This is a genomic window from Bradyrhizobium sp. Leo78 (assembly GCF_059512425.1).
The window spans coordinates 180,232-197,709 of sequence record NZ_JCAMOT010000001.1 but is presented as its reverse complement, the minus strand read 5'-3'; the positions used below and the strand labels follow the sequence as shown (position 1 = coordinate 197,709).

The following is a 17,478-nucleotide window of genomic DNA, read 5'->3' as shown; positions in this document are numbered from 1 at the left end:
CACCAAGCAAGATGGAGATGTGCCGTGCGCGGGGTTTTTGTCGACGCCAATGAAGCGCTTGCCGTGATCTTCGAGCGCCTGGAGAAACCCGGCGATCCCAAGGTGCGCATCCACCGCGACCCGGACGTCACGTCCGACCAACTGCCAAAAGTGCTCGATGGCGCCGAGATCGCCATCATCGACCACACGGCGCTGCCGACCGACATCGCAAAGCAGTGCGGCGGGCTGAAGCACGTCGTGTTCCTCGGCACCGGCGCGCGCAGCTACATGAATCCGGAGGAGCTCGCCGAACTCGGCATCTCCGTGCATCTGATCAAGGGCTATGGCGACACCGCCGTGGCGGAGTCCGCGATCGCGCTGATGTGGGCCTCCGCCCGCGTGCTGGCGCAGATGGACCGCGAGATGCGCGCCGGCAAGTGGCTGCGCGAAGACGGCATGCAGCTCACCGGCAAGACGCTCGGCCTGATCGGATTCGGCGGGATCGCGGCTGAAGTCGCGCGCATCGCGGTGGGCTCGGGAATGCGCGTGATCGCCTGGAACCGCTCGCCGAAGAGCTATCCGGGCGTTGACTTCGTCGATCTCGACACGCTGCTGGCGCAGAGCCATGTCGTCTCGCTGCATCTTCTGCTCAACGACGACACAAGAGGCTTCATCACCCGCGAGCGCATCGCCGCGATGAAGCCGGGCGTCATCTTCGTCAACACCGCCCGGGCCGCCATCGTCGACGAAGCAGCGATGATCGATGCGCTGAACTCAGGCCACATCCGCCACGCCGGGCTCGATGTCTTCACCGTCGAGCCGCTGCCTGCGGATCATCCGCTGACGAAACTGCCAAACGTCACGCTCTCGGCGCATTCCGCCTTCCGCACGCCGGAAGCCAGCGAGAACCTGCTGCATGCCGCCTGGGAGCATTGCCGACGGATCGTGACGTCGTAGGGTGGGCAAAGCGAAGCGTGCCCACCATTGCGAGCGGTGCAGGTGACGGTGGGCACGCTGCGCTTTGCCCACCCTACGGACCATCCAGCGCCGTCATTGCGAGCGAAGCGAAACAATCCATCCCGCCACTTGCTGACACATGGATTGCTTCGTCGCTTCGCTCCTCGCAATGACGATGGACGGCGTCTTAATCCACCATCTCCGCGACTGCCTTGCCGCAAGCCTCGGTATCCGCATTGCCGCCGAGGTCGCGGGTGCGGAGCGTGCGTTCGGCGAGCGTGCGTTCGATCGCGCCGACCACCGCGTCCGCCGCCGGCTTCTCGCCGAGATGCTCCAGCATCATCGCGCCTGACCAGATCATGCCGATGGGGTTGGCGATCCCTTGGCCCGCGATATCGGGCGCCGAGCCGTGCACCGGCTCGAACACCGACGGGAAATCGCCTTCCGGATTGATGTTGCCCGAGGGCGCAATGCCGATGGTGCCGGTGCAGGCCGGGCCGAGATCGGAGAGGATATCCCCGAACAGATTGGAGCCGACCACGACGTCGAACCAGTCCGGATGCAGCACGAAGTTCGCGGTCAGGATGTCGATGTGGTACTTGTCCCACTTCACCGACGGATACTTCTTCGCCATCGCCTCCACGCGCTCGTCCCAATAGGGCATGGTGATCGAGATGCCGTTCGACTTCGTCGCGGAGGTCAGATGCTTCTTCGGCCGCGACTGCGCGAGGTCGAAGGCGAATTTCAGGATGCGGTCGACGCCGATGCGGGTCATCACCGTCTGCTGCGTCACGAACTCACGCTCGGTGTCCGGGAACATCCGCCCGCCAACGGACGAATATTCGCCTTCGGTGTTCTCGCGCACCACCCAGAAATCGATATCGCCGGGCTTGCGGTTCGCGAGCGGCGACGGCACGCCGGGCATCAGCCGCACCGGGCGCAAATTGACATACTGGTCGAACTCACGGCGGAACTTGATCAGCGAGCCCCACAGCGAGACGTGATCCGGAATCTTGGCCGGCCAGCCGACCGCGCCGAAATAGATCGCGTCGTGCTTGCCTATCTGCTCCTTCCAGTCATCCGGCATCATCTGGCCGTGCTTCTCGTAATAGTCATAGGAGGCGAAATCGAAATGGTCGAACTGCACGGCGACGCCATGTTTCTTCGCGGCGGCCTCGAGCACACGCAGCCCCTCCGGCATCACCTCCTTGCCGATGCCGTCGCCGGGAATGACCGCGATCCGATACTGTTTCTTTGCGTTGGCCATGAAGAACACCCTTGTGATTTGCCCGGCTTGAGGCGCCGTCTATTCTCGCGCCCTGCAATGGACCAAACTTCGCCCCGGCGCAACGCTGCAGTGCAATGTTGACGGTCAAGGCGTGATCCACCTACCAATTCCGCCGACTTTTCTCCGATCCCCTCCAGCAACAGCGAGTATTGCCATGGACCTGCATCTGCGCGGCAAGCGCGTTCTGATTACCGGCGCCTCCAAGGGCATCGGCGCGGCCGCCGCCGAAGCCTTTGCCGAGGAAGGCTGCCATCTGCTGCTGGCCGCCCGCAGCGGCGACCAGTTGAAGGCGCTGGCCGACCGCCTGCGCTCGGCCCACCAGATCGATGCCGCGACATCGATCGTCGACCTGCGCAAGCTGGAGGATCTGGCGCGATTGGCAAAAGAGGCAGCCGACATCGACATCCTCGTCAACAATGCCGGCGATATTCCCGGCGGCTCGATCGACAAGATCGATGAGGCGACCTGGCGACACGCCTGGGAACTCAAGGTGTTCGGCTATATCAATCTCACCCGCGCGATCTACGCACAGATGAAGGCGCGTGGCGGCGGCGTGATCATCAACGACATCGGCGCCGCCGGCGAGAAATTCGATGCCAACTATATCGCGGGCAGTGCCGGCAACGCCGCGCTGATGGCGCTGACCCGCGCGCTCGGCGGCAAGAGCCTTGCCGACAACATCCGCATCGTCGGCATCAACCCCGGTCCCGTCGGCACCGACCGGCATGTCACGCTGCTCAAGACCCGCGCCAAACATCAGTTCGGCGACGAGAACCGCTACAAGGAATTCCAGAAGAGCCTGCCGCTCGGCCGCCCGGCCCACGCGCGCGAGATCGCCGACCTCATGGCGTTCCTGGCGTCCGACCGCGCGGGTTATACCTCAGGCGTGATCTATACGGTCGACGGCGGCATTAGCGCGGGGTGGTGATGGCTACCACCGTCATTGCGAGCGAAGCGAAGCAATCCATCGCATCCGCGGAGACAGTATGGATTGCTTCGTCGCTCACGCTCCTCGCAATGACGTTGGCCTCACTCGCCCTCGCACAGCCGCCGAATCAGCGTCGTGATCCGTCCCTTCGGCGACATCATCTCGTCCATGATTGAAAAATGGTCAGCGCCGGGAATCTCCTCATACGTCACCGGCAATCCATAATTGGCGCGGTGCCCGGCAAAATCGGCGGTCTGCTTGCGCAAGAGCGGCAGTTCGCCGCTGCCGACCACCAGCGACAGCGGCTTCGGCGGCCCGCCCGCCTGCTCCATCGGAGAATTGCGGTGGGAAGCCGCCTCGTCGAGCCCGAGCTTGACGTTGAGATAGCTCATCCGGATCGGCTCGAGATCATAGATGCCAGAGATCGCGACCCCGCCCCGCACATGCGGATGCGACAGCGCCATCGCGGTCAGATGACCGCCGGCCGACCAGCCGGACACCACAAGCTCGGTTTCGGCCGCGCCCAGCGCCGGCAACTGTTTCGCGAGGAAGTCGATGCCGGCGTGGATCTCGGCGACGATCTCGTCGAGCGTCGCCTCCGGTGCGAGCGTATAGCCGATCAGCGCGACATTGATGCCATGCGCCATCGCTCCTTCAGCCATCACGGTGAAGAACTCCTTCGACCGCATCTGCCAATAGCCGCCATGGATGAACAGCAGCGTCGGCGCGCGCTCGCCCGCTTTGAGGAAATCGATGCGGTTGCGCTCACGCGGGCCATAGCGGAGATCGATGTGATTGGGATAGCGCTTGCGCAGCTCGGCGGAGCGCTCGCCGCAGCCCGCAACGATATCACCGCTGCCTAAAACTGCGGCACCGTTGTTAAGGCCGCGGTCTCGCTCCTCCTGGCTCATGTCGCGCCAATCGAGCGCAGAGAAGGGTGTCGTCATCAGCAGATCTCCGGTTCCAGCCATTCCCCCAGCACGTTTCCACTTTTCCGGAAATTGGTCTAGAGCACTATTCCCTCCGCTATTACGAACTGCAATCAATGGAGATGCGAGTGACGGATCAAGGCCTGGTGCGGGAGAGCGCCTGCACAGTCGTCGACAAATTGCGATCTGGCGAGGTCACCCCGCTCGACCTGCTCGATGTCCTGGAAAAACGGATCACCGAAGTCGACGACAAGGTCAACGCGCTCCCGATCCTGTGCTTCGACCGTGCCCGGCAGCACGCCAAGGCGTTGATGCAGAAGCCGGCCGCTGAGCGTGGCCTGCTCGCCGGCCTGCCGGTGCCGATCAAGGATCTCACGAATGTCGCTGATGTGCGCACCACGCAGGGATCGCCGATCTTCAAGGATACCGTCGCCACCAGGTCCGATATCGTCGTCACGAATCTGGAAGCGAATGGCGGTGTGGTCTACGCCAAGTCGAACACGCCGGAATTCGGGGCCGGCGCCAACACCTTCAATGAAGTGTTCGGGGCGACGTTGAACCCCTGGGATACGTCGCGCTCGGCAGCCGGCTCTTCCGGCGGAGCGGCGGTCGCGCTGGCGACCGGAATGGCATGGCTTGCCCACGGCACCGATATGGGTGGATCGCTGCGCAATCCAGCCAGCTTCTGCGGCATCGTCGGAATGCGGCCCAGCATCGGCCGCGTCGCCCACACGCCGAGCGCCATGATCGATCGCAACCTGACCGTTCACGGCCCGATGGCGCGCAACGTCGAGGATCTCGCGCTGCTGCTCGACGCGATGAGCGGCGAGTATGCCGCCGACCCGCTGTCGCTGCCGGCGCCGACGGCGTCGTTCCTGTCAGCGACGCGCTCCGGCAAGAGGCCGAAACGCATCGCCTATTCGCCCGACCTCGGCATCACCCCGGTTGATCCCGAAGTAAAGGCGATCACGCGCAGCGCGGCGGAACGCTTTGCCGAAGCAGGCGCCATCGTCGAGGAAGCGTATCCCGACCTCAGCGAAGCTCATGAATGCTTCCACGTGCTGCGCGCGTTCGACTTCGCTGTAACCAAGGCGGCGCTGCTTCGCACCAAGCGCGACATGCTCAAGCCGGAGGTGATCTGGAACATCGAGGAAGGCCTGAAGTTGACGGTCGAGCAACTCGAGCGCGCCGAGGCCCAGCGCGTCGCCATGACGGCGCGCACCCTCGAATTCTTCGGCAGCTACGACCTGTTGCTGACGCCTGCGACCATCGTCGCGCCGTTCCCGATCGAGAACCGCTATGTCGCTGAATGCGACGGCAAGAAGTTCGACAATTACGTGCAGTGGCTCGGCATCGTCTATGCGATCACACTTGCGTGTTGTCCGGCGCTGTCCCTGCCCTGCGGCTTCACCGCCTCCGGCCTGCCGGTCGGATTGCAGATGGTGGCACCGCCACGCGGCGAAGCTCAGCTATTGGCCGGCGCGAAGGTGCTGGAGGATATTTTGGGCGTGCACTGCACCACTCCGATCGATCCGCGGGCGCCGAGATAAGGATCTCTCCCCTCATGGTGAGGAGGCGCGCAGCGCCGTCTCGAACCATGAGGCCCCGATCTCACCCGGGGCCCATCCTTCGAGACGCCTGCTCCGCAGGCTCTCAGGATGAGGGCTATCGAGAGGAGAAAGACACGCCCATCGGCAATTGCGCTGGCGACATTTGACGTGCTACCGGGGCCGCAACCAGTTCCCGACCTCGTGAAGTGTGTCGGGCCGGGTGATCAAATTGCCGTGCGTGGAGTTCCAATATGACAGATCAGGCCGCCAGGATTGCCGACGAGCCCATCGACATTCGTGACGTCGAACGACGCATCAAGGCGATCTTCATCGGCTCGGTCGGCAATCTCGTCGAGTGGTACGACTTCTACGCTTATACTGCCTTTGCGCTGTATTTCGCGCCGGCGTTCTTTCCCGGCAACGATCCGGTGGTGCAGCAGCTCAATGCGGCCGTGATATTTGCCGCGACCTTTCTGATGCGGCCGCTCGGCGGCTGGCTGTTCGGCTTCATCGCCGACCGTTACGGACGGCGGCTGTCGCTCACGATCTCTGTGGTCTGCATGTGTTTCGGCTCGCTGATCATCGCGGTGACGCCGACCTACGCCACGATCGGCTTTGCCGCGCCCGTGATCCTTGCGCTGGCGCGCGTGATCGAGGGTCTCAGCCTCGGTGGCGAATATGGCGCGAGCGCCACCTATCTCAGCGAAGTCGCCGACGCCAAAAATCGCGGTTTCTATTCGAGCTTCCAATACGTCACCTTGATCGGCGGCCAGCTCACCGCGATCATCGTGCTGCTCCTGCTGCAGAAGGTGTTCTTGACGCCGGAACAGCTTAAGGACTGGGGCTGGCGGATTCCCTTCGCGATCGGTGCGGCGCTTGCCGTGATCGCAGCGGTGATGCGGCGCAGCCTGCAGGAGACCGACGCCTTCGAGGAAGCAAAGAAGGTCAGCAAGCCGACCGGCTCGATCACGAAGCTTCTGAACTATCCGCGCGAACTGCTGCTGGTGGTCGGGCTGACCGCGGGCGGCACCGCGGCGTTCTACACCTTCACCACCTACATGCAGACCTTCGTCAAATTGTCGGTCGGCCTCACCGAGGACCAGACCACTTTCGTGATCTTCGGCTCGCTGATCTTTGCGACCATTCTGCAACCGCTCTACGGCGCGCTGTCCGACCGGATCGGCCGCAAGCCGCTCCTGATCTTCTTCGGTGTCGCCGGCACGCTCGCGACCGTTCCGATCCTGACCACGCTGAAAGATACCAAATCGCCCTTCATCGCGTTCCTCTTGATCTGCGGCGCCTGGATCTTCACCGCCGGCTACACGTCGATCAACGCTGTGGTGAAGGCCGAACTGTTTCCGACCAATGTCCGCGCGCTCGGCGTCGGCCTGCCCTATGCGATCACAGTGTCTCTGTTCGGCGGCACGGCGCCGGCGATCGCGCTCTATTTCAAGAGCCTTGGGCACGAACAATGGTTCTACTATTACCTCAGCGGCATGATCTTCCTCTCGCTCCTGATCTATGCAACCATGCGCGACACCAAGCATGAATCAGCGATGCATCGCCACGAGTGACGACAAATGGCTGACGACCAGGAGCCGCCGCCGGAAAGCAAGCTGACGCGCAGCAAGGAGCGCTGGGCGCGCGAAGGCCGCTTCCTCACCGGCAGGATCACGCGTCCCGACGAGCAACGCCTGCCGCCGGGCCAGCATCTCACCCGCGACTGGCCGACGCTCGATCTCGGATTGACGCCCGAGATTCCCCGCGAGCGCTGGCGGCTCGACGTCTATGGCGCGGTGGAACATCCGGTGTTCTGGGATTGGGCGCAGTTCACCGCGCAGCCGCAATCGCAATTCGTCTCCGACATCCATTGCGTCACCACCTGGTCGCGCTACGACAATCAATGGCAGGGTCTTGCGACCCGCGATCTCTTGGCCGCCTGCCAGCCACATGAGGATGCGCGCTTCGTGGTGCTGCATTCCTATGACGGCTACACCACCAATCTGGCGATTGAGGATTTTGCCGCCGAGGACGCGCTGCTTGCGCATGGCTGGTCAGGCAAACCGCTGACCGAAGAGCATGGCGGCCCCGTGCGGCTCGTGGTGCCGCATCTCTATTTCTGGAAGAGCGCCAAATGGCTGCAGGCGATCGAATTCGTGACGCAGGACAAGCCCGGCTATTGGGAAGTCCGCGGCTATCACAACCGCGGCGATCCCTGGAAGGAAGAACGTTATTCGGGTGATTGACTGTTGTCGGTGGCGTTCTTCACCTCTCCCGTAGGGAGAGGTCGAATTTAGAGCGTAGCGAGAAATTCGGGTGAGGGGTTACGCTCTATCGAGGGACCTGAACCCCTCACCCGGCGCTGCACGCCGACCTCTCCCTATGGGAGAGGTGAAGGGAAACCGTGATGGAGGGTAGCCGTGCCGACTGAACGCTTCCAGTTCGCAAGCTCGGAAGGACACCAGCTCGCCGCCGCGTTGGACACGCCTGACGGCGAGATTCACGCCTATGCGCTGTTTGCGCATTGCTTCACCTGCGGCAAGGACGTGCTGGCCGCCAAGCGCATCGCGGTCGCGCTTGCCGCCAAAGGCATCGCGGTGCTGCGCTTCGATTTCACGGGGCTCGGCTCCAGCGAAGGCGATTTCGCCAATTCGACGTTCTCCTCCAACGTCGCCGATCTCGTCCGCGCCGCCGATCACCTGCGCGAAACCCGCAAAGCGCCCGATCTCCTGATCGGCCACAGCCTCGGCGGTGCCGCGATCCTCGCCGCGGCCGCGCAGATACCAGAAGCGAAGGCCATCGTCACCATCGCCGCGCCGTCCGATCCCGCCCACGTCACCCACTTGCTCAAGGACCAGGTCGAGAACATCCGCGAGCAAGGCGAAGTCGAGGTCTCGCTCGCCGGCCGGTCGTTCCGCATCAAGCGCGAATTCCTCGATGATATCGCCGAGCAGAATCTGCTGGCGCAAGTCGCAAAGCTGCACAAGGCGCTCTTGATCATGCACGCGCCGACCGACGACACCGTCGGCATCGAGAACGCTACCAAGCTGTTCATCGCGGCAAAGCACCCCAAGAGCTTCGTCTCGCTCGCCGACGCCGATCATCTCCTCGCAGACAAGCGAGACACCAGCTATGCCGCCGACGTTATCGCGGCCTGGTCGGAGCGCTATGTCGGGCCGGCGGTGCTCGGGCCTCCGGTAGATCTCACCGAGGCGCCGCGCCACGTCGTGGTGCGCGAGACGCGCGACAGCAAGTTCCAGCAGATCGTCGCCGTCGGCCCGCACCGATTGCTGGCGGACGAACCGGCCGCCGTCGGCGGCAAGGACTCAGGGCCCGGCCCTTACGATCTCGTGCTCGCGGGGCTTGGCGCCTGCACCTCGATGACGATGCGCATGTACGCCGACCGCAAGGCGCTGCCGCTCGATCGCGTCACGGTGACGCTGACGCACAGCAAGATCTACGCCAAGGATTGCGCGGAGTGCGAGACGCGCGACGGCATGCTCGACCAGATCGACCGTGTCATCGAGATCGATGGCCCCTCGCTCGACGACGACCAGCGCAAGCGGCTGATGGAGATCGCCGACAAGTGCCCGGTGCACCGGACGCTGACGTCGGAGGTGCGGATCGTGACGAAGGCGGCGGATTGAGAAAGTCTTGCACCCGCTAGCCGCCGGACATTGGCGTCATTGCGAGCGAAGCGAAGCAATCCATCTCGCCATTTGCTGAGGCATGGATTGCTTCGTCGCTTCCGCTCCTCGCAATGACGGCGTCAATCCATCACGGCCGCAGGATCACGCGGTCTCGCGAGGAGCCGGCGACGGCAAAAAACGCTGATCGCGCCTGCTCCAGCGGATAGATCGCGCTCGCTTTGATCGGAAACGGCCTCAGGTGCCCGCTCGCAAATCCGGGGCCGAGTTCACGCAGCACAGCGCCGGTCGCAATCGACGACAGGCCCAGCGTATCAATGCCGACATAGGTGTGCTGACCGCGATAGAATTCGAGGATGTTGAACTGTACGATGCGGTCAACCGCCGCGATCAGGATCTGCCGCCCACGCAGCGCCAGAGATTTGTGCGCGGCCTGAAAATAGGGATCGCCAACCGTGTTGAAGACGATGTCGGCGCCCTTGCCGCCGGTGAGTTCGCGCACGCGCGCCGCCACATCGGTGCTTGAGGCATCGATCATCTCGACCTTCGCGTTGCTGTGGCCTTCGTAGGGCTCGCTCTTGCGGGCCACGCCGATGACACTCGCACCTTGCCAGGTCGCGATCTGCACCGCTGCCTGCCCGACCTTGCCATTGACGCCCATCACCAGCACGGTCTCGCCTGGCTTCGGCAGCCCGGCGCGGCGAAAGCCTTCGATCGCGGTCACAAAGGGCACGCCGATGCCGGCGGCCTCCTCCCATGAAATGCCCTTAGGTTTTTCCACCACTGCGTCTGCCTCGACCACGAGATGCGTCGCATGCGTGCCATCGCGGCGAATGCCGAGATCGCCGGACGAGCCGAACACCTCGCGCCCGATCCACCCCTCGGGCCCGTTGATGACGACGCCGGCATAGTCGCGGCCCGGCGTGCGTGGAAACACCGCGTAAGGCATCAGCCCGGTCGCGGCCTTCACATCGGATGGATTGACGGCGGCAGCCTTGATCTCGATCAGCACCTCGTTCGCGGCGCGTGAGAGCGCGTGTGTTTCCACGGTCGGCGCAAGCGCGGCAGGGTTGTCGGCTTTGGCCAGCAGGCGAACGCAGCGGGCTTGGATTGATTGGTTGCTTGATGTCGGCATTGAGGCGTTGGTCCGTTACGGGGGTTGGGTGGTACCAGCCCGTCATTGCGAGCGGAGCGAAGCAATCTACGTCTCCACAAGCGGCGCGATGGATTGCTTCGCTCCGCTCGCAATGACGGGAACCTACCCGATCATCCTGAGCTGCCAGTTGCTGTGCGGGTGAGAGTTACCCCCTCGGTCGCTTGTCGTAAACCCGTTTGGCCTTGCCGAGCGAACGCTCCAGGGTTTCGGGGGCGACGGCTTGAACGCGCGCAGTGATGCCGATCGTATTCTTGATGAAAATCGAGACCTTCTCGGCATGCACGGCAAGGCCGCTGCCGTCCCAGCTTTCGGGGCGGGCTTCGGCGAGCACCGTCATCTCGTCCATGCGGCCTTCGCGCGACAGCTCGATGATGAAATGGCCGCCGCACCAATCGGTCGCGAGCAGCGCCTCCTCGATCTGGGTCGGAAACACGTTGACGCCACGCAGGATGATCATGTCGTCGGAGCGGCCGGTCACCTTCTCCATCCGCCGCATGCCCGGCCGCGCGGTGCCCGGCAGCAAGCGCGTGAGGTCGCGGGTGCGGTAGCGGATCACGGGAAAGGCTTCCTTGGTCAGCGAGGTGAAGACCAGTTCGCCCTTCTCGCCGTCGGGTAGCACTTGTCCGGTCTCGGGATCGATCACTTCAGGATAGAAATGATCTTCCCAGATGTGCAGCCCGTCCTTGCTCTCCACGCATTCCTGCGCAACGCCGGGGCCGATCACCTCCGACAGGCCATAGATATCGGTCGCGTCCATGTCGAAGGCGTGCTCGATCTCGGCGCGCATCGCGTTGGTCCAGGGTTCGGCGCCGAAGATGCCGAACTTCAGCGAGGAGTTTCGCGGATCAAGTCCCTGTCGCCTGAACTCGTCCAGGATCGCCAGCATATAGCTCGGCGTTACCGTGATGATGTCGGGCCGGAAGTCGTTGATGAGCTGCACCTGACGTTCGGTCATGCCGCCGGAGACCGGCACCACGGTGCAGCCGAGCTGCTCGGCGCCGTAGTGCACGCCGAGGCCACCGGTGAACAGGCCATAGCCGTAGGCATTGTGGATGATCATGCCGCGGCGGCCGCCGGCGGCGCGGATCGAGCGCGCCATCACGTCCGACCAGATGTCGATATCGGCCTGCGTGTAGCCGACCACAATCGGCTTGCCTGTCGTGCCGGAGGAGGCATGGACGCGCACCAGTCTTTCGCGCGGCACCGCGAACATGCCGAACGGATAATTGTCGCGCAGGTCGGTCTTGGCCGTGAACGGGAATTTCGCGAGGTCGGAAAGCTCCCTGAAATCGGACGGATGCACGCCGGCCGCATCGAAGACGCGCTTGTAATGCGCAACGTTGTCATAGGCGTGCTGCAGCGACCATGCCAGCCGCTTGGTCTGCAGTGCCATGATCGCGTCGCGCGAGGCGCCCTCAGTTTCGTCCATCTCAGCGCTGTAACCACTTCCCGTCGACTTGAGCTTTGGCACGGCCATGGCGCGTTTCCTTCGATCGTCTATTTTTGCTTGGTCTCGTTGTCCGCTGTCGGCAGCCATGAGCCGCCGATCACGCGAGAATGGCCACGAAATTCGGCGATCACATCATCGCCTGCCGTGACGCGGACGTCATATATTCCGGACCGTCCGTTGCGCGAGATCTCGCGTGCGGTGGCGATCAGGCGGTCGCCGAGCCTGCCGGGCCGGATGAAGGTGATGCTGCCTTGCGCGGCGACGACGCGTTCATTGTGGCTGTTGCAGGCAAAGGCGAACGCGGAATCGGCCAGCGTGAAGATGAAGCCGCCATGGGCGATGCGTTGGCCGTTGACCATGTGCGGCGCGATCGTCATCGCAAGCGTCGCCTGCCCCGGCTTGATCTCGACGATCTCCATGCCGAGGCCCTTGCTGGCGTCGTCCTCCTTCCACATCGCCTCGGCGCAGGCGCGGGCGAGGTCCTCAGGCGAAAGCGTGGCCTTGACGTTCACGTTCAACTCCCTGTCGCCGGGCCCGTTACATGGGCCTCTTGGCATGATTTGTGAGACGCGCTGCCCTGCCTGTCAACGCGACCTGAAGCTCTATACGTGGTCGTAATCGACCACGACCTTGTCCGAGCACGGCCGCGCCTGGCAGGTCAGGATGAACCCAGCCCGCAATTCCCACGGCTCCAGCGAATAATTCAGCTCCATCTCCGCCTTGCCTTCGACCAGTTTGGCGCGGCAGGTTGAGCACATGCCGCCCTTGCAGGCGAAGGGCAGATCGATGCCCGCACGCAGCGCCGCGTCGAGGATGGCTTCACCGTCCGCAACCGGCACCTCGCGCCGCTTGCCGTCGATGATCAGCGAGGCCAGCGCCTTCGGCGGTGCGCCCGGCTCCACGATCTTTTTCGGCCGCGGTTTGCCGCCGAACTCGGAGACGAAGCGCTCGACGTGGATCTTGTCATCGCCGAGGCCAAGGTCGCGGCAGGTCGCCTCAATCTCCTCGCTCATCCCGATCGGGCCGCAGATGAAGACGTGATCGACACTTGCCGCCGGCACCAGTGAGCGCAACAGCACCCTCACCTTCTCGCCGTCGAGCCGGCCGTGCAGGATCGGAATGTCCTGCCCCTCGCCCGAGATGACGTGGAACAGCGAGAACCGCTGCAGGAAGCGATCCTTCAATTCCTCCAGCTCTTCGAGGAACAGCATGCCTGAGGTCGAGCGGTTGCCGTAGAACAGGAAGAAGCGGCTTTGCGGCTCGCGCGCCAGCACGCCCTTGACGATCGACAGGATCGGCGTGATGCCGCTTCCCGCGGCAAAGCCGACGTAAATCCGGGCCTCCTCCGGCGCCGGCGCGACGCCGAAGCGGCCGGTCGGCGTCATCACATCGAGTTCGTCGCCAGCTTTAAGGTCTTCCGCCGCCCAGTTCGAGAACGCACCGCCATCGACCTTCTTCACGGCAATGCGCAATTCGCCATCATCAGGGCCGGAACAGATCGAATAGGATCGGCGTACTTCCTCGCCGTCCAGCATGGTGCGCAAGGTCAGATATTGACCAGGCGCAAAGCTGTAATCGCTTGCGAGTTCCTTCGGAATCGCAAACGTCATCGATATCGCGTCCGCGGTCTCGCGGCGCAGGTCGTTAACGGCAAGGCGATGGAATCGGGGTGCGAGCGACATGGTTCATCTCTTTCCGTCATTGCGAGGAGCGAAGCGACGAAGCAATCCATGGCGCCACGTGTGGAGAGATGGATTGCTTCGCTTCGCTCGCAATGACGGCATCATGGGTCAATGACACTTGAAATAATCGAATGGTTCGCGGCAACTCCTGCAGCGCCACAGCGCCTTGCAGGAGGTCGAGCCGAATTCGGACAGCAATTCGGTGTCTTCGGACCCGCATTGCGGACACGCCACCCGTTGCCGGCCGAACAGCGCGCGGCGTGAGCTGCCGGGCAGCGGCGGTGCGATACCGTACTCCTTCAGCTTGCGGCGGCCATCCTCGCTCATCCAGTCGGTGGTCCAGGCCGGGGATAGCACAGTGCGGATCTTCGGGCCGCGAATGCCCTCGCGCTCGAGCGCCAGCTCGATCTCCAGCGCAATCACGTTCATGGCGGGGCAGCCGGAATAGGTCGGCGTGATCGCGACCTCGACCTGCCCGTCCTGAACCGCGACATCGCGCAGCACGCCGAGATCGGCGATGGTCAGCACGGGAATCTCGGGATCGACCACCTGTGCAGCCGCGTCCCAGGCGCGCCGGCGCAGATCGGCATTGCTGATGACAGCGCTCACCATGTCGCCCCCGGAAAGGTTCGCTGCAGCGACTGCAATTCGCTGAGGAGATGGCCGAGATGCTCACTGTGCCGGCCGCTGCGGCCGCCCTGCTGTATCCAGTTGCTCGCCGGCAAGCGAAGCGTCGCCTCGTCCACCACAGCGGTTATCGTCTTCAGCCATTGCGGATGCAGCAGCGCCGGGTCGACTGCGATACCGGCGTCGATCAGACCGCGCTCAGAGTCGTCGACGGCGAACATCTCGCCGGTGAAGGACCAGAGATCCTCAATCGCCGTCTGTGCGCGGCGATGGCTTTCCTCGGTGCCGTCGCCGAGCCGGATGATCCATTCCGACGAATGCCTGAGATGATAGGCGCTCTCCTTCTCGGATTTCGCCCCGATTGCCGCGAGCGTCGCATCCTTCGACTGCATCATCGCACGCCAATAGAGATCGGCGAAGGCGGCATGGAAGAACTGCCGCACCATGGTGCGCGCGAAATCGCCGTTCGGCTGCTCGACCAGGAGGAGATTGCGGTACTGCCTGACGTCGCGCAGATAAGCGAACTTGTCCTCGTCGTTGTCCTTGCCCTCGACCTTGGCGGCGTAGCTGTAAAGCTCGCGCGCCTGTCCGAGGAGATCGAGCCCCATATTGGCGAGCGCCATGTCCTCTTCGAGCGTTGGCGCGTGTCCGCACCATTCCGACAGACGGTGGCCCAGGATCAGCGCATCGTCGGCGCGCCGCAATGTGTAGAGCACGAGCGGCGTTTCGGAGATTTGGATGTTGGCGACGGCCATAGCGATCCACCTGCTTGTTCAGTCGTCATTGCGAGGAGCGAAGCGACGAAGCAATCCACGTCTCCGCAAGTGGCACTATGGATTGCTTCGCTTCGCTCGCAATGACGGCTACATATGCCCGACTTCCTCGGGCACGTCGTAAAACGTCGGGTGCCTGTAAATCTTCGACTCCGCCGGTTCGAACATCATGCCCTTCTCGGCCGGGTCGGAGGCGGTGATCGCGCTCGACGGCACCACCCAGATCGAAAGGCCCTCGCCGCGGCGGGTGTAGATGTCGCGCGCGGCCTGCAGCGCCAGCGTAGCGTCGGCGGCATGCAGCGAGCCGACATGCTTGTGCGCAAGCCCGTTGCGACTGCGGATGAAGACTTCCCAGAGCGGACTATTCGGCGTGGCCATCTCGGCCTCCCTATTCGGCTGCCTGCGCGAACTGCCGGCGCCTGCGCTTCTCGGCGTACGCAGCCGCCGCTTCGCGCACCCACGCCCCTGCCTCATGCGCCTTGCGGCGCGCCGCCAGACGATCGCGGTTGCAAGGGCCGTTGCCCGCGAGCACCTGCTTGAATTCCTCCCAGTCGATCGGGCCAGGCACCCAGTGGCCGGCTTCGTCCTGCTTCATCTCGAAATCGGGAATGGTGAGGCCCAGGAACTGCGCCTGCGGCACGGTCGCATCGACGAATTTCTGCCGTAGCTCGTCATTGGAGAAGCGCTTGATCTTCCATTTCGTCGAGGTGTCGCTGTGCTGGCTCACCTTGTCGGGCGGACCGAACATCATCAGCACCGGCCACCACCAGCGGTTCAGCGCATCCTGCGCCATTGCCTTCTGCTCATCGGTGCCGCGGCACAGCGTCAGCATGATCTCGAAACCCTGGCGCTGATGGAACGACTCTTCCTTGCAGACGCGGATCATCGCCCGCGCATAAGGGCCATAGGAGCAGCGGCACAGCGGGATCTGGTTCATGATGGCGGCGCCATCGACCAGCCAGCCGATGGTGCCGATGTCGGCCCAGGTCATCGTCGGATAGTTGAAGATCGAGGAATACTTCGCCTTGCCCGTCAGCATCGCGTCGACGAGCTCTTCGCGCGAGGTGCCGAGCGTCTCGGCCGCGGCGTAGAGATAAAGCCCGTGGCCGCATTCGTCCTGCACTTTTGCCAATAGCGCGGCCTTGCGGCGCAGCGTCGGCGCGCGCGTGATCCAGTTGCCCTCGGGCAGCATGCCGACGATTTCGGAATGAGCGTGCTGGGAAATCTGCCGCGTCAGCGTCTTGCGATAGGCCGCGGGCATCCAGTCGTTCGGCTCGATGCGCTCGTCGGCATCGATGCGCGCCTGAAACGCGGTGGCGCGCGCTGCGTCCTCGACATTGCGGTCATCTGCGTCAGACGTATTCAGCGCCTGCGTGTACATGCCCGACCTCCCGAATTTTATTATCTTTGATCTATATCAAAATTCCAGTTCTTGCAAGCATTCTTGTAATATATTTACGCATCCTCAAACCGCCATGAAAGTTCCACGCCGGGCTTCGGCAGCGGCCCATCCTCAGTGGTCGCATGCCGGTCAAGCCATTGTTCGGATAAGGCCAGCACGCCGCGATAGATTTCGCCGCAGAGCTTTCGCGCTGCACTCCCCGGCCAGTCCTTCGGCAATAGCGCGGTCGGCAGCAGCGGATCGCGCAGCACCACGCGGCGGTAGTAATGGATCAGGAGGATGCGGGCCGTGAACGCGTCGGCGTCGGTGAGTTCCTCTCCGCGCGCGAGCCAGCCGCGCAACGGCTCGAACGTCCTGATGAATTTCTGATAGGCATCCGCGGTGCGATCGAGCGGCCAGCTCTCGCTGAGCAGCCGCCGCCCGTTTTCATCTTCGGCCGAAACGTCCAGACGGATGGCGCTAGCGGCCTCTTCGGGGATCGGCACGCCCGACGGCGCGACCCACACGCCCGGCAGCGGACTGCCGAAGCCGGCGTTCTTCAGCGCCTCGCGCGCGGCATCGCGATCCTCGCCATTGCCGATCAGTAGCAGTTCGAAACGCCCGGTCCAGTCCGACGGCGGCCGATCGTAGATGTGCCTGGTCGCGGTGTCGAAGGTTTGCCGGCCCCTCTCATTCAGTCGGTAGAAGCTGTTGCGGCCGACCTTGTTGCGCTCGAGCCAGCCGTCGGCGGCGAGCCGCGACATCGCGGTGCGCACCACGCCGCCGTCGATGTCGAGGAAGGCGAAGAAATCCAGCAGCGTGCCGAGCCACACGCAGCCGCCGCGCGGGACGATAGCGTCGCCGAACACGGTGATGACGATGGAGCCGGTGCGCGAGGGCTCGCGCTTCAACTGGTCGATGATGCGGTCAAGCGGCTGCGGCATGCGCCCACGCATACCGCGTTTCGCGTTGGGGCGACAATGTTGCTTGTGGTAGGCAGCCGGGCCGCATCCTTCGAGACGCGGCCAAGAGGCCGCTCCTCAGGATGAGGTCTGGCAGGGGGCGCGCGCTGTTAGACCCTCATGGTGAGGAGCGGCCTCTTGGCCGCGTCTCGAACCATGAGGCCCCGAC

General features: G+C 63.7%; 17 protein-coding genes. 6 read left to right on the top strand and 11 right to left on the bottom strand.

Annotated features, from left to right (window positions below):
* The first annotated feature begins 24 nt into the window (after window positions 1-24).
* Window positions 25-936, top strand: a complete 912-nt coding sequence (locus tag AC5ZG1_RS00860) for an NAD(P)-dependent oxidoreductase (RefSeq protein WP_456641045.1) — start codon at window positions 25-27, stop codon at window positions 934-936.
* A gap of 187 nt (window positions 937-1,123) precedes the next feature.
* Here the strand turns inward: AC5ZG1_RS00860 and AC5ZG1_RS00855 are convergent, their stop codons facing one another.
* The gene (locus AC5ZG1_RS00855; protein WP_456641046.1) at window positions 1,124-2,203 is read right to left on the bottom strand and encodes a tartrate dehydrogenase; all 1,080 of its coding nucleotides are present in this window, start codon (window positions 2,201-2,203) and stop codon (window positions 1,124-1,126) included.
* Between the two features lie 175 nt (window positions 2,204-2,378).
* On the opposite strand from AC5ZG1_RS00855, the gene AC5ZG1_RS00850 reads away from it, so the two are divergent.
* Complete coding sequence (locus AC5ZG1_RS00850; protein WP_496131734.1) at window positions 2,379-3,152, top strand: SDR family oxidoreductase; 774 nt, start codon at window positions 2,379-2,381, stop codon at window positions 3,150-3,152.
* 101 nt (window positions 3,153-3,253) lie between these two features.
* On the opposite strand, the gene AC5ZG1_RS00845 is transcribed toward AC5ZG1_RS00850, so the two are convergent.
* Window positions 3,254-4,099, bottom strand: a complete 846-nt coding sequence (locus AC5ZG1_RS00845) for an alpha/beta hydrolase (protein WP_496131733.1) — start codon at window positions 4,097-4,099, stop codon at window positions 3,254-3,256.
* Between the two features lie 104 nt (window positions 4,100-4,203).
* On the opposite strand from AC5ZG1_RS00845, the gene AC5ZG1_RS00840 reads away from it, so the two are divergent.
* The 4 genes from AC5ZG1_RS00840 (at window position 4,204) to AC5ZG1_RS00825 (ending at window position 9,278) form a co-directional block, all read left to right on the top strand.
* Window positions 4,204-5,631, top strand: a complete 1,428-nt coding sequence (locus tag AC5ZG1_RS00840; RefSeq protein ID WP_496131732.1) for an amidase — start codon at window positions 4,204-4,206, stop codon at window positions 5,629-5,631.
* Window positions 5,632-5,882: 251 nt separating this feature from the next.
* Entirely contained in the window at window positions 5,883-7,205 is a 1,323-nt protein-coding gene (locus AC5ZG1_RS00835) for an MFS transporter (protein WP_496131731.1), read from the top strand.
* A gap of 6 nt (window positions 7,206-7,211) precedes the next feature.
* Window positions 7,212-7,877: a sulfite oxidase-like oxidoreductase gene (locus tag AC5ZG1_RS00830; RefSeq protein ID WP_028164973.1), complete on the top strand. Its 666-nt coding sequence runs from the start codon at window positions 7,212-7,214 to the stop codon at window positions 7,875-7,877.
* Between the two features lie 174 nt (window positions 7,878-8,051).
* Complete coding sequence (locus tag AC5ZG1_RS00825; RefSeq protein ID WP_496131730.1) at window positions 8,052-9,278, top strand: bifunctional alpha/beta hydrolase/OsmC family protein; 1,227 nt, start codon at window positions 8,052-8,054, stop codon at window positions 9,276-9,278.
* 130 nt (window positions 9,279-9,408) lie between these two features.
* Here the strand turns inward: AC5ZG1_RS00825 and AC5ZG1_RS00820 are convergent, their stop codons facing one another.
* The 9 genes from AC5ZG1_RS00820 to paaX all read right to left on the bottom strand — a co-directional run bounded on the left by AC5ZG1_RS00820 (window position 9,409) and on the right by paaX (window position 17,291).
* Complete coding sequence (locus AC5ZG1_RS00820) at window positions 9,409-10,413, bottom strand: quinone oxidoreductase family protein (protein WP_496131729.1); 1,005 nt, start codon at window positions 10,411-10,413, stop codon at window positions 9,409-9,411.
* A 166-nt stretch (window positions 10,414-10,579) separates the two neighbouring features.
* Window positions 10,580-11,911: a phenylacetate--CoA ligase PaaK gene (gene paaK, locus AC5ZG1_RS00815; protein WP_496131728.1), complete on the bottom strand. Its 1,332-nt coding sequence runs from the start codon at window positions 11,909-11,911 to the stop codon at window positions 10,580-10,582.
* 20 nt (window positions 11,912-11,931) lie between these two features.
* Entirely contained in the window at window positions 11,932-12,396 is a 465-nt protein-coding gene (paaI, locus tag AC5ZG1_RS00810) for a hydroxyphenylacetyl-CoA thioesterase PaaI (RefSeq protein WP_208819865.1), read from the bottom strand.
* A 90-nt stretch (window positions 12,397-12,486) separates the two neighbouring features.
* Entirely contained in the window at window positions 12,487-13,566 is a 1,080-nt protein-coding gene (gene paaE, locus AC5ZG1_RS00805; protein ID WP_496131727.1) for a 1,2-phenylacetyl-CoA epoxidase subunit PaaE, read from the bottom strand.
* Between the two features lie 108 nt (window positions 13,567-13,674).
* Entirely contained in the window at window positions 13,675-14,178 is a 504-nt protein-coding gene (paaD, locus tag AC5ZG1_RS00800) for a 1,2-phenylacetyl-CoA epoxidase subunit PaaD (protein WP_496131726.1), read from the bottom strand.
* A complete protein-coding gene (gene paaC / locus AC5ZG1_RS00795; RefSeq protein WP_496131725.1) occupies window positions 14,172-14,948 on the bottom strand; it encodes a 1,2-phenylacetyl-CoA epoxidase subunit PaaC in 777 nt (258 codons plus the stop codon). The genes paaD and paaC overlap by 7 nt, the downstream gene beginning before the upstream one ends.
* Window positions 14,949-15,056: 108 nt before the next feature.
* Window positions 15,057-15,344 carry a 1,2-phenylacetyl-CoA epoxidase subunit PaaB gene (gene paaB / locus AC5ZG1_RS00790; RefSeq protein ID WP_027581720.1) on the bottom strand — a complete coding sequence of 96 codons (288 nt, stop codon included), beginning with the start codon at window positions 15,342-15,344 and terminating at the stop codon, window positions 15,057-15,059.
* 10 nt (window positions 15,345-15,354) lie between these two features.
* Window positions 15,355-16,347: a 1,2-phenylacetyl-CoA epoxidase subunit PaaA gene (gene paaA, locus AC5ZG1_RS00785; protein ID WP_496131724.1), complete on the bottom strand. Its 993-nt coding sequence runs from the start codon at window positions 16,345-16,347 to the stop codon at window positions 15,355-15,357.
* A 74-nt stretch (window positions 16,348-16,421) separates the two neighbouring features.
* Window positions 16,422-17,291 (bottom strand): phenylacetic acid degradation operon negative regulatory protein PaaX, encoded by an 870-nt coding sequence (paaX, locus tag AC5ZG1_RS00780; RefSeq protein WP_496131723.1) that lies wholly within the window; start codon window positions 17,289-17,291, stop codon window positions 16,422-16,424.
* Window positions 17,292-17,478 lie beyond the last annotated feature (187 nt).

What these genes read in the sequence shown, in the direction of transcription:
- AC5ZG1_RS00855 (WP_456641046.1), bottom strand. Translation starts at nt 2,203, where the DNA reads ATGGCCAACGCAAAGAAACAGTATCGGATCGCGGTCATTCCCGGCGAC.
- AC5ZG1_RS00850 (WP_496131734.1), top strand. Translation starts at nt 2,379, where the DNA reads ATGGACCTGCATCTGCGCGGCAAGCGCGTTCTGATTACCGGCGCCTCC.
- AC5ZG1_RS00845 (WP_496131733.1), bottom strand. Translation starts at nt 4,099, where the DNA reads ATGACGACACCCTTCTCTGCGCTCGATTGGCGCGACATGAGCCAGGAG.
- AC5ZG1_RS00840 (WP_496131732.1), top strand. Translation starts at nt 4,204, where the DNA reads ATGCGAGTGACGGATCAAGGCCTGGTGCGGGAGAGCGCCTGCACAGTC.
- AC5ZG1_RS00835 (WP_496131731.1), top strand. Translation starts at nt 5,883, where the DNA reads ATGACAGATCAGGCCGCCAGGATTGCCGACGAGCCCATCGACATTCGT.
- AC5ZG1_RS00830 (WP_028164973.1), top strand. Translation starts at nt 7,212, where the DNA reads ATGGCTGACGACCAGGAGCCGCCGCCGGAAAGCAAGCTGACGCGCAGC.
- AC5ZG1_RS00820 (WP_496131729.1), bottom strand. Translation starts at nt 10,413, where the DNA reads ATGCCGACATCAAGCAACCAATCAATCCAAGCCCGCTGCGTTCGCCTG.
- paaK (WP_496131728.1), bottom strand. Translation starts at nt 11,911, where the DNA reads ATGGCCGTGCCAAAGCTCAAGTCGACGGGAAGTGGTTACAGCGCTGAG.
- paaE (WP_496131727.1), bottom strand. Translation starts at nt 13,566, where the DNA reads ATGTCGCTCGCACCCCGATTCCATCGCCTTGCCGTTAACGACCTGCGC.
- paaD (WP_496131726.1), bottom strand. Translation starts at nt 14,178, where the DNA reads ATGGTGAGCGCTGTCATCAGCAATGCCGATCTGCGCCGGCGCGCCTGG.
- paaC (WP_496131725.1), bottom strand. Translation starts at nt 14,948, where the DNA reads ATGGCCGTCGCCAACATCCAAATCTCCGAAACGCCGCTCGTGCTCTAC.
- paaB (WP_027581720.1), bottom strand. Translation starts at nt 15,344, where the DNA reads ATGGCCACGCCGAATAGTCCGCTCTGGGAAGTCTTCATCCGCAGTCGC.
- paaA (WP_496131724.1), bottom strand. Translation starts at nt 16,347, where the DNA reads ATGTACACGCAGGCGCTGAATACGTCTGACGCAGATGACCGCAATGTC.
- paaX (WP_496131723.1), bottom strand. Translation starts at nt 17,291, where the DNA reads ATGCCGCAGCCGCTTGACCGCATCATCGACCAGTTGAAGCGCGAGCCC.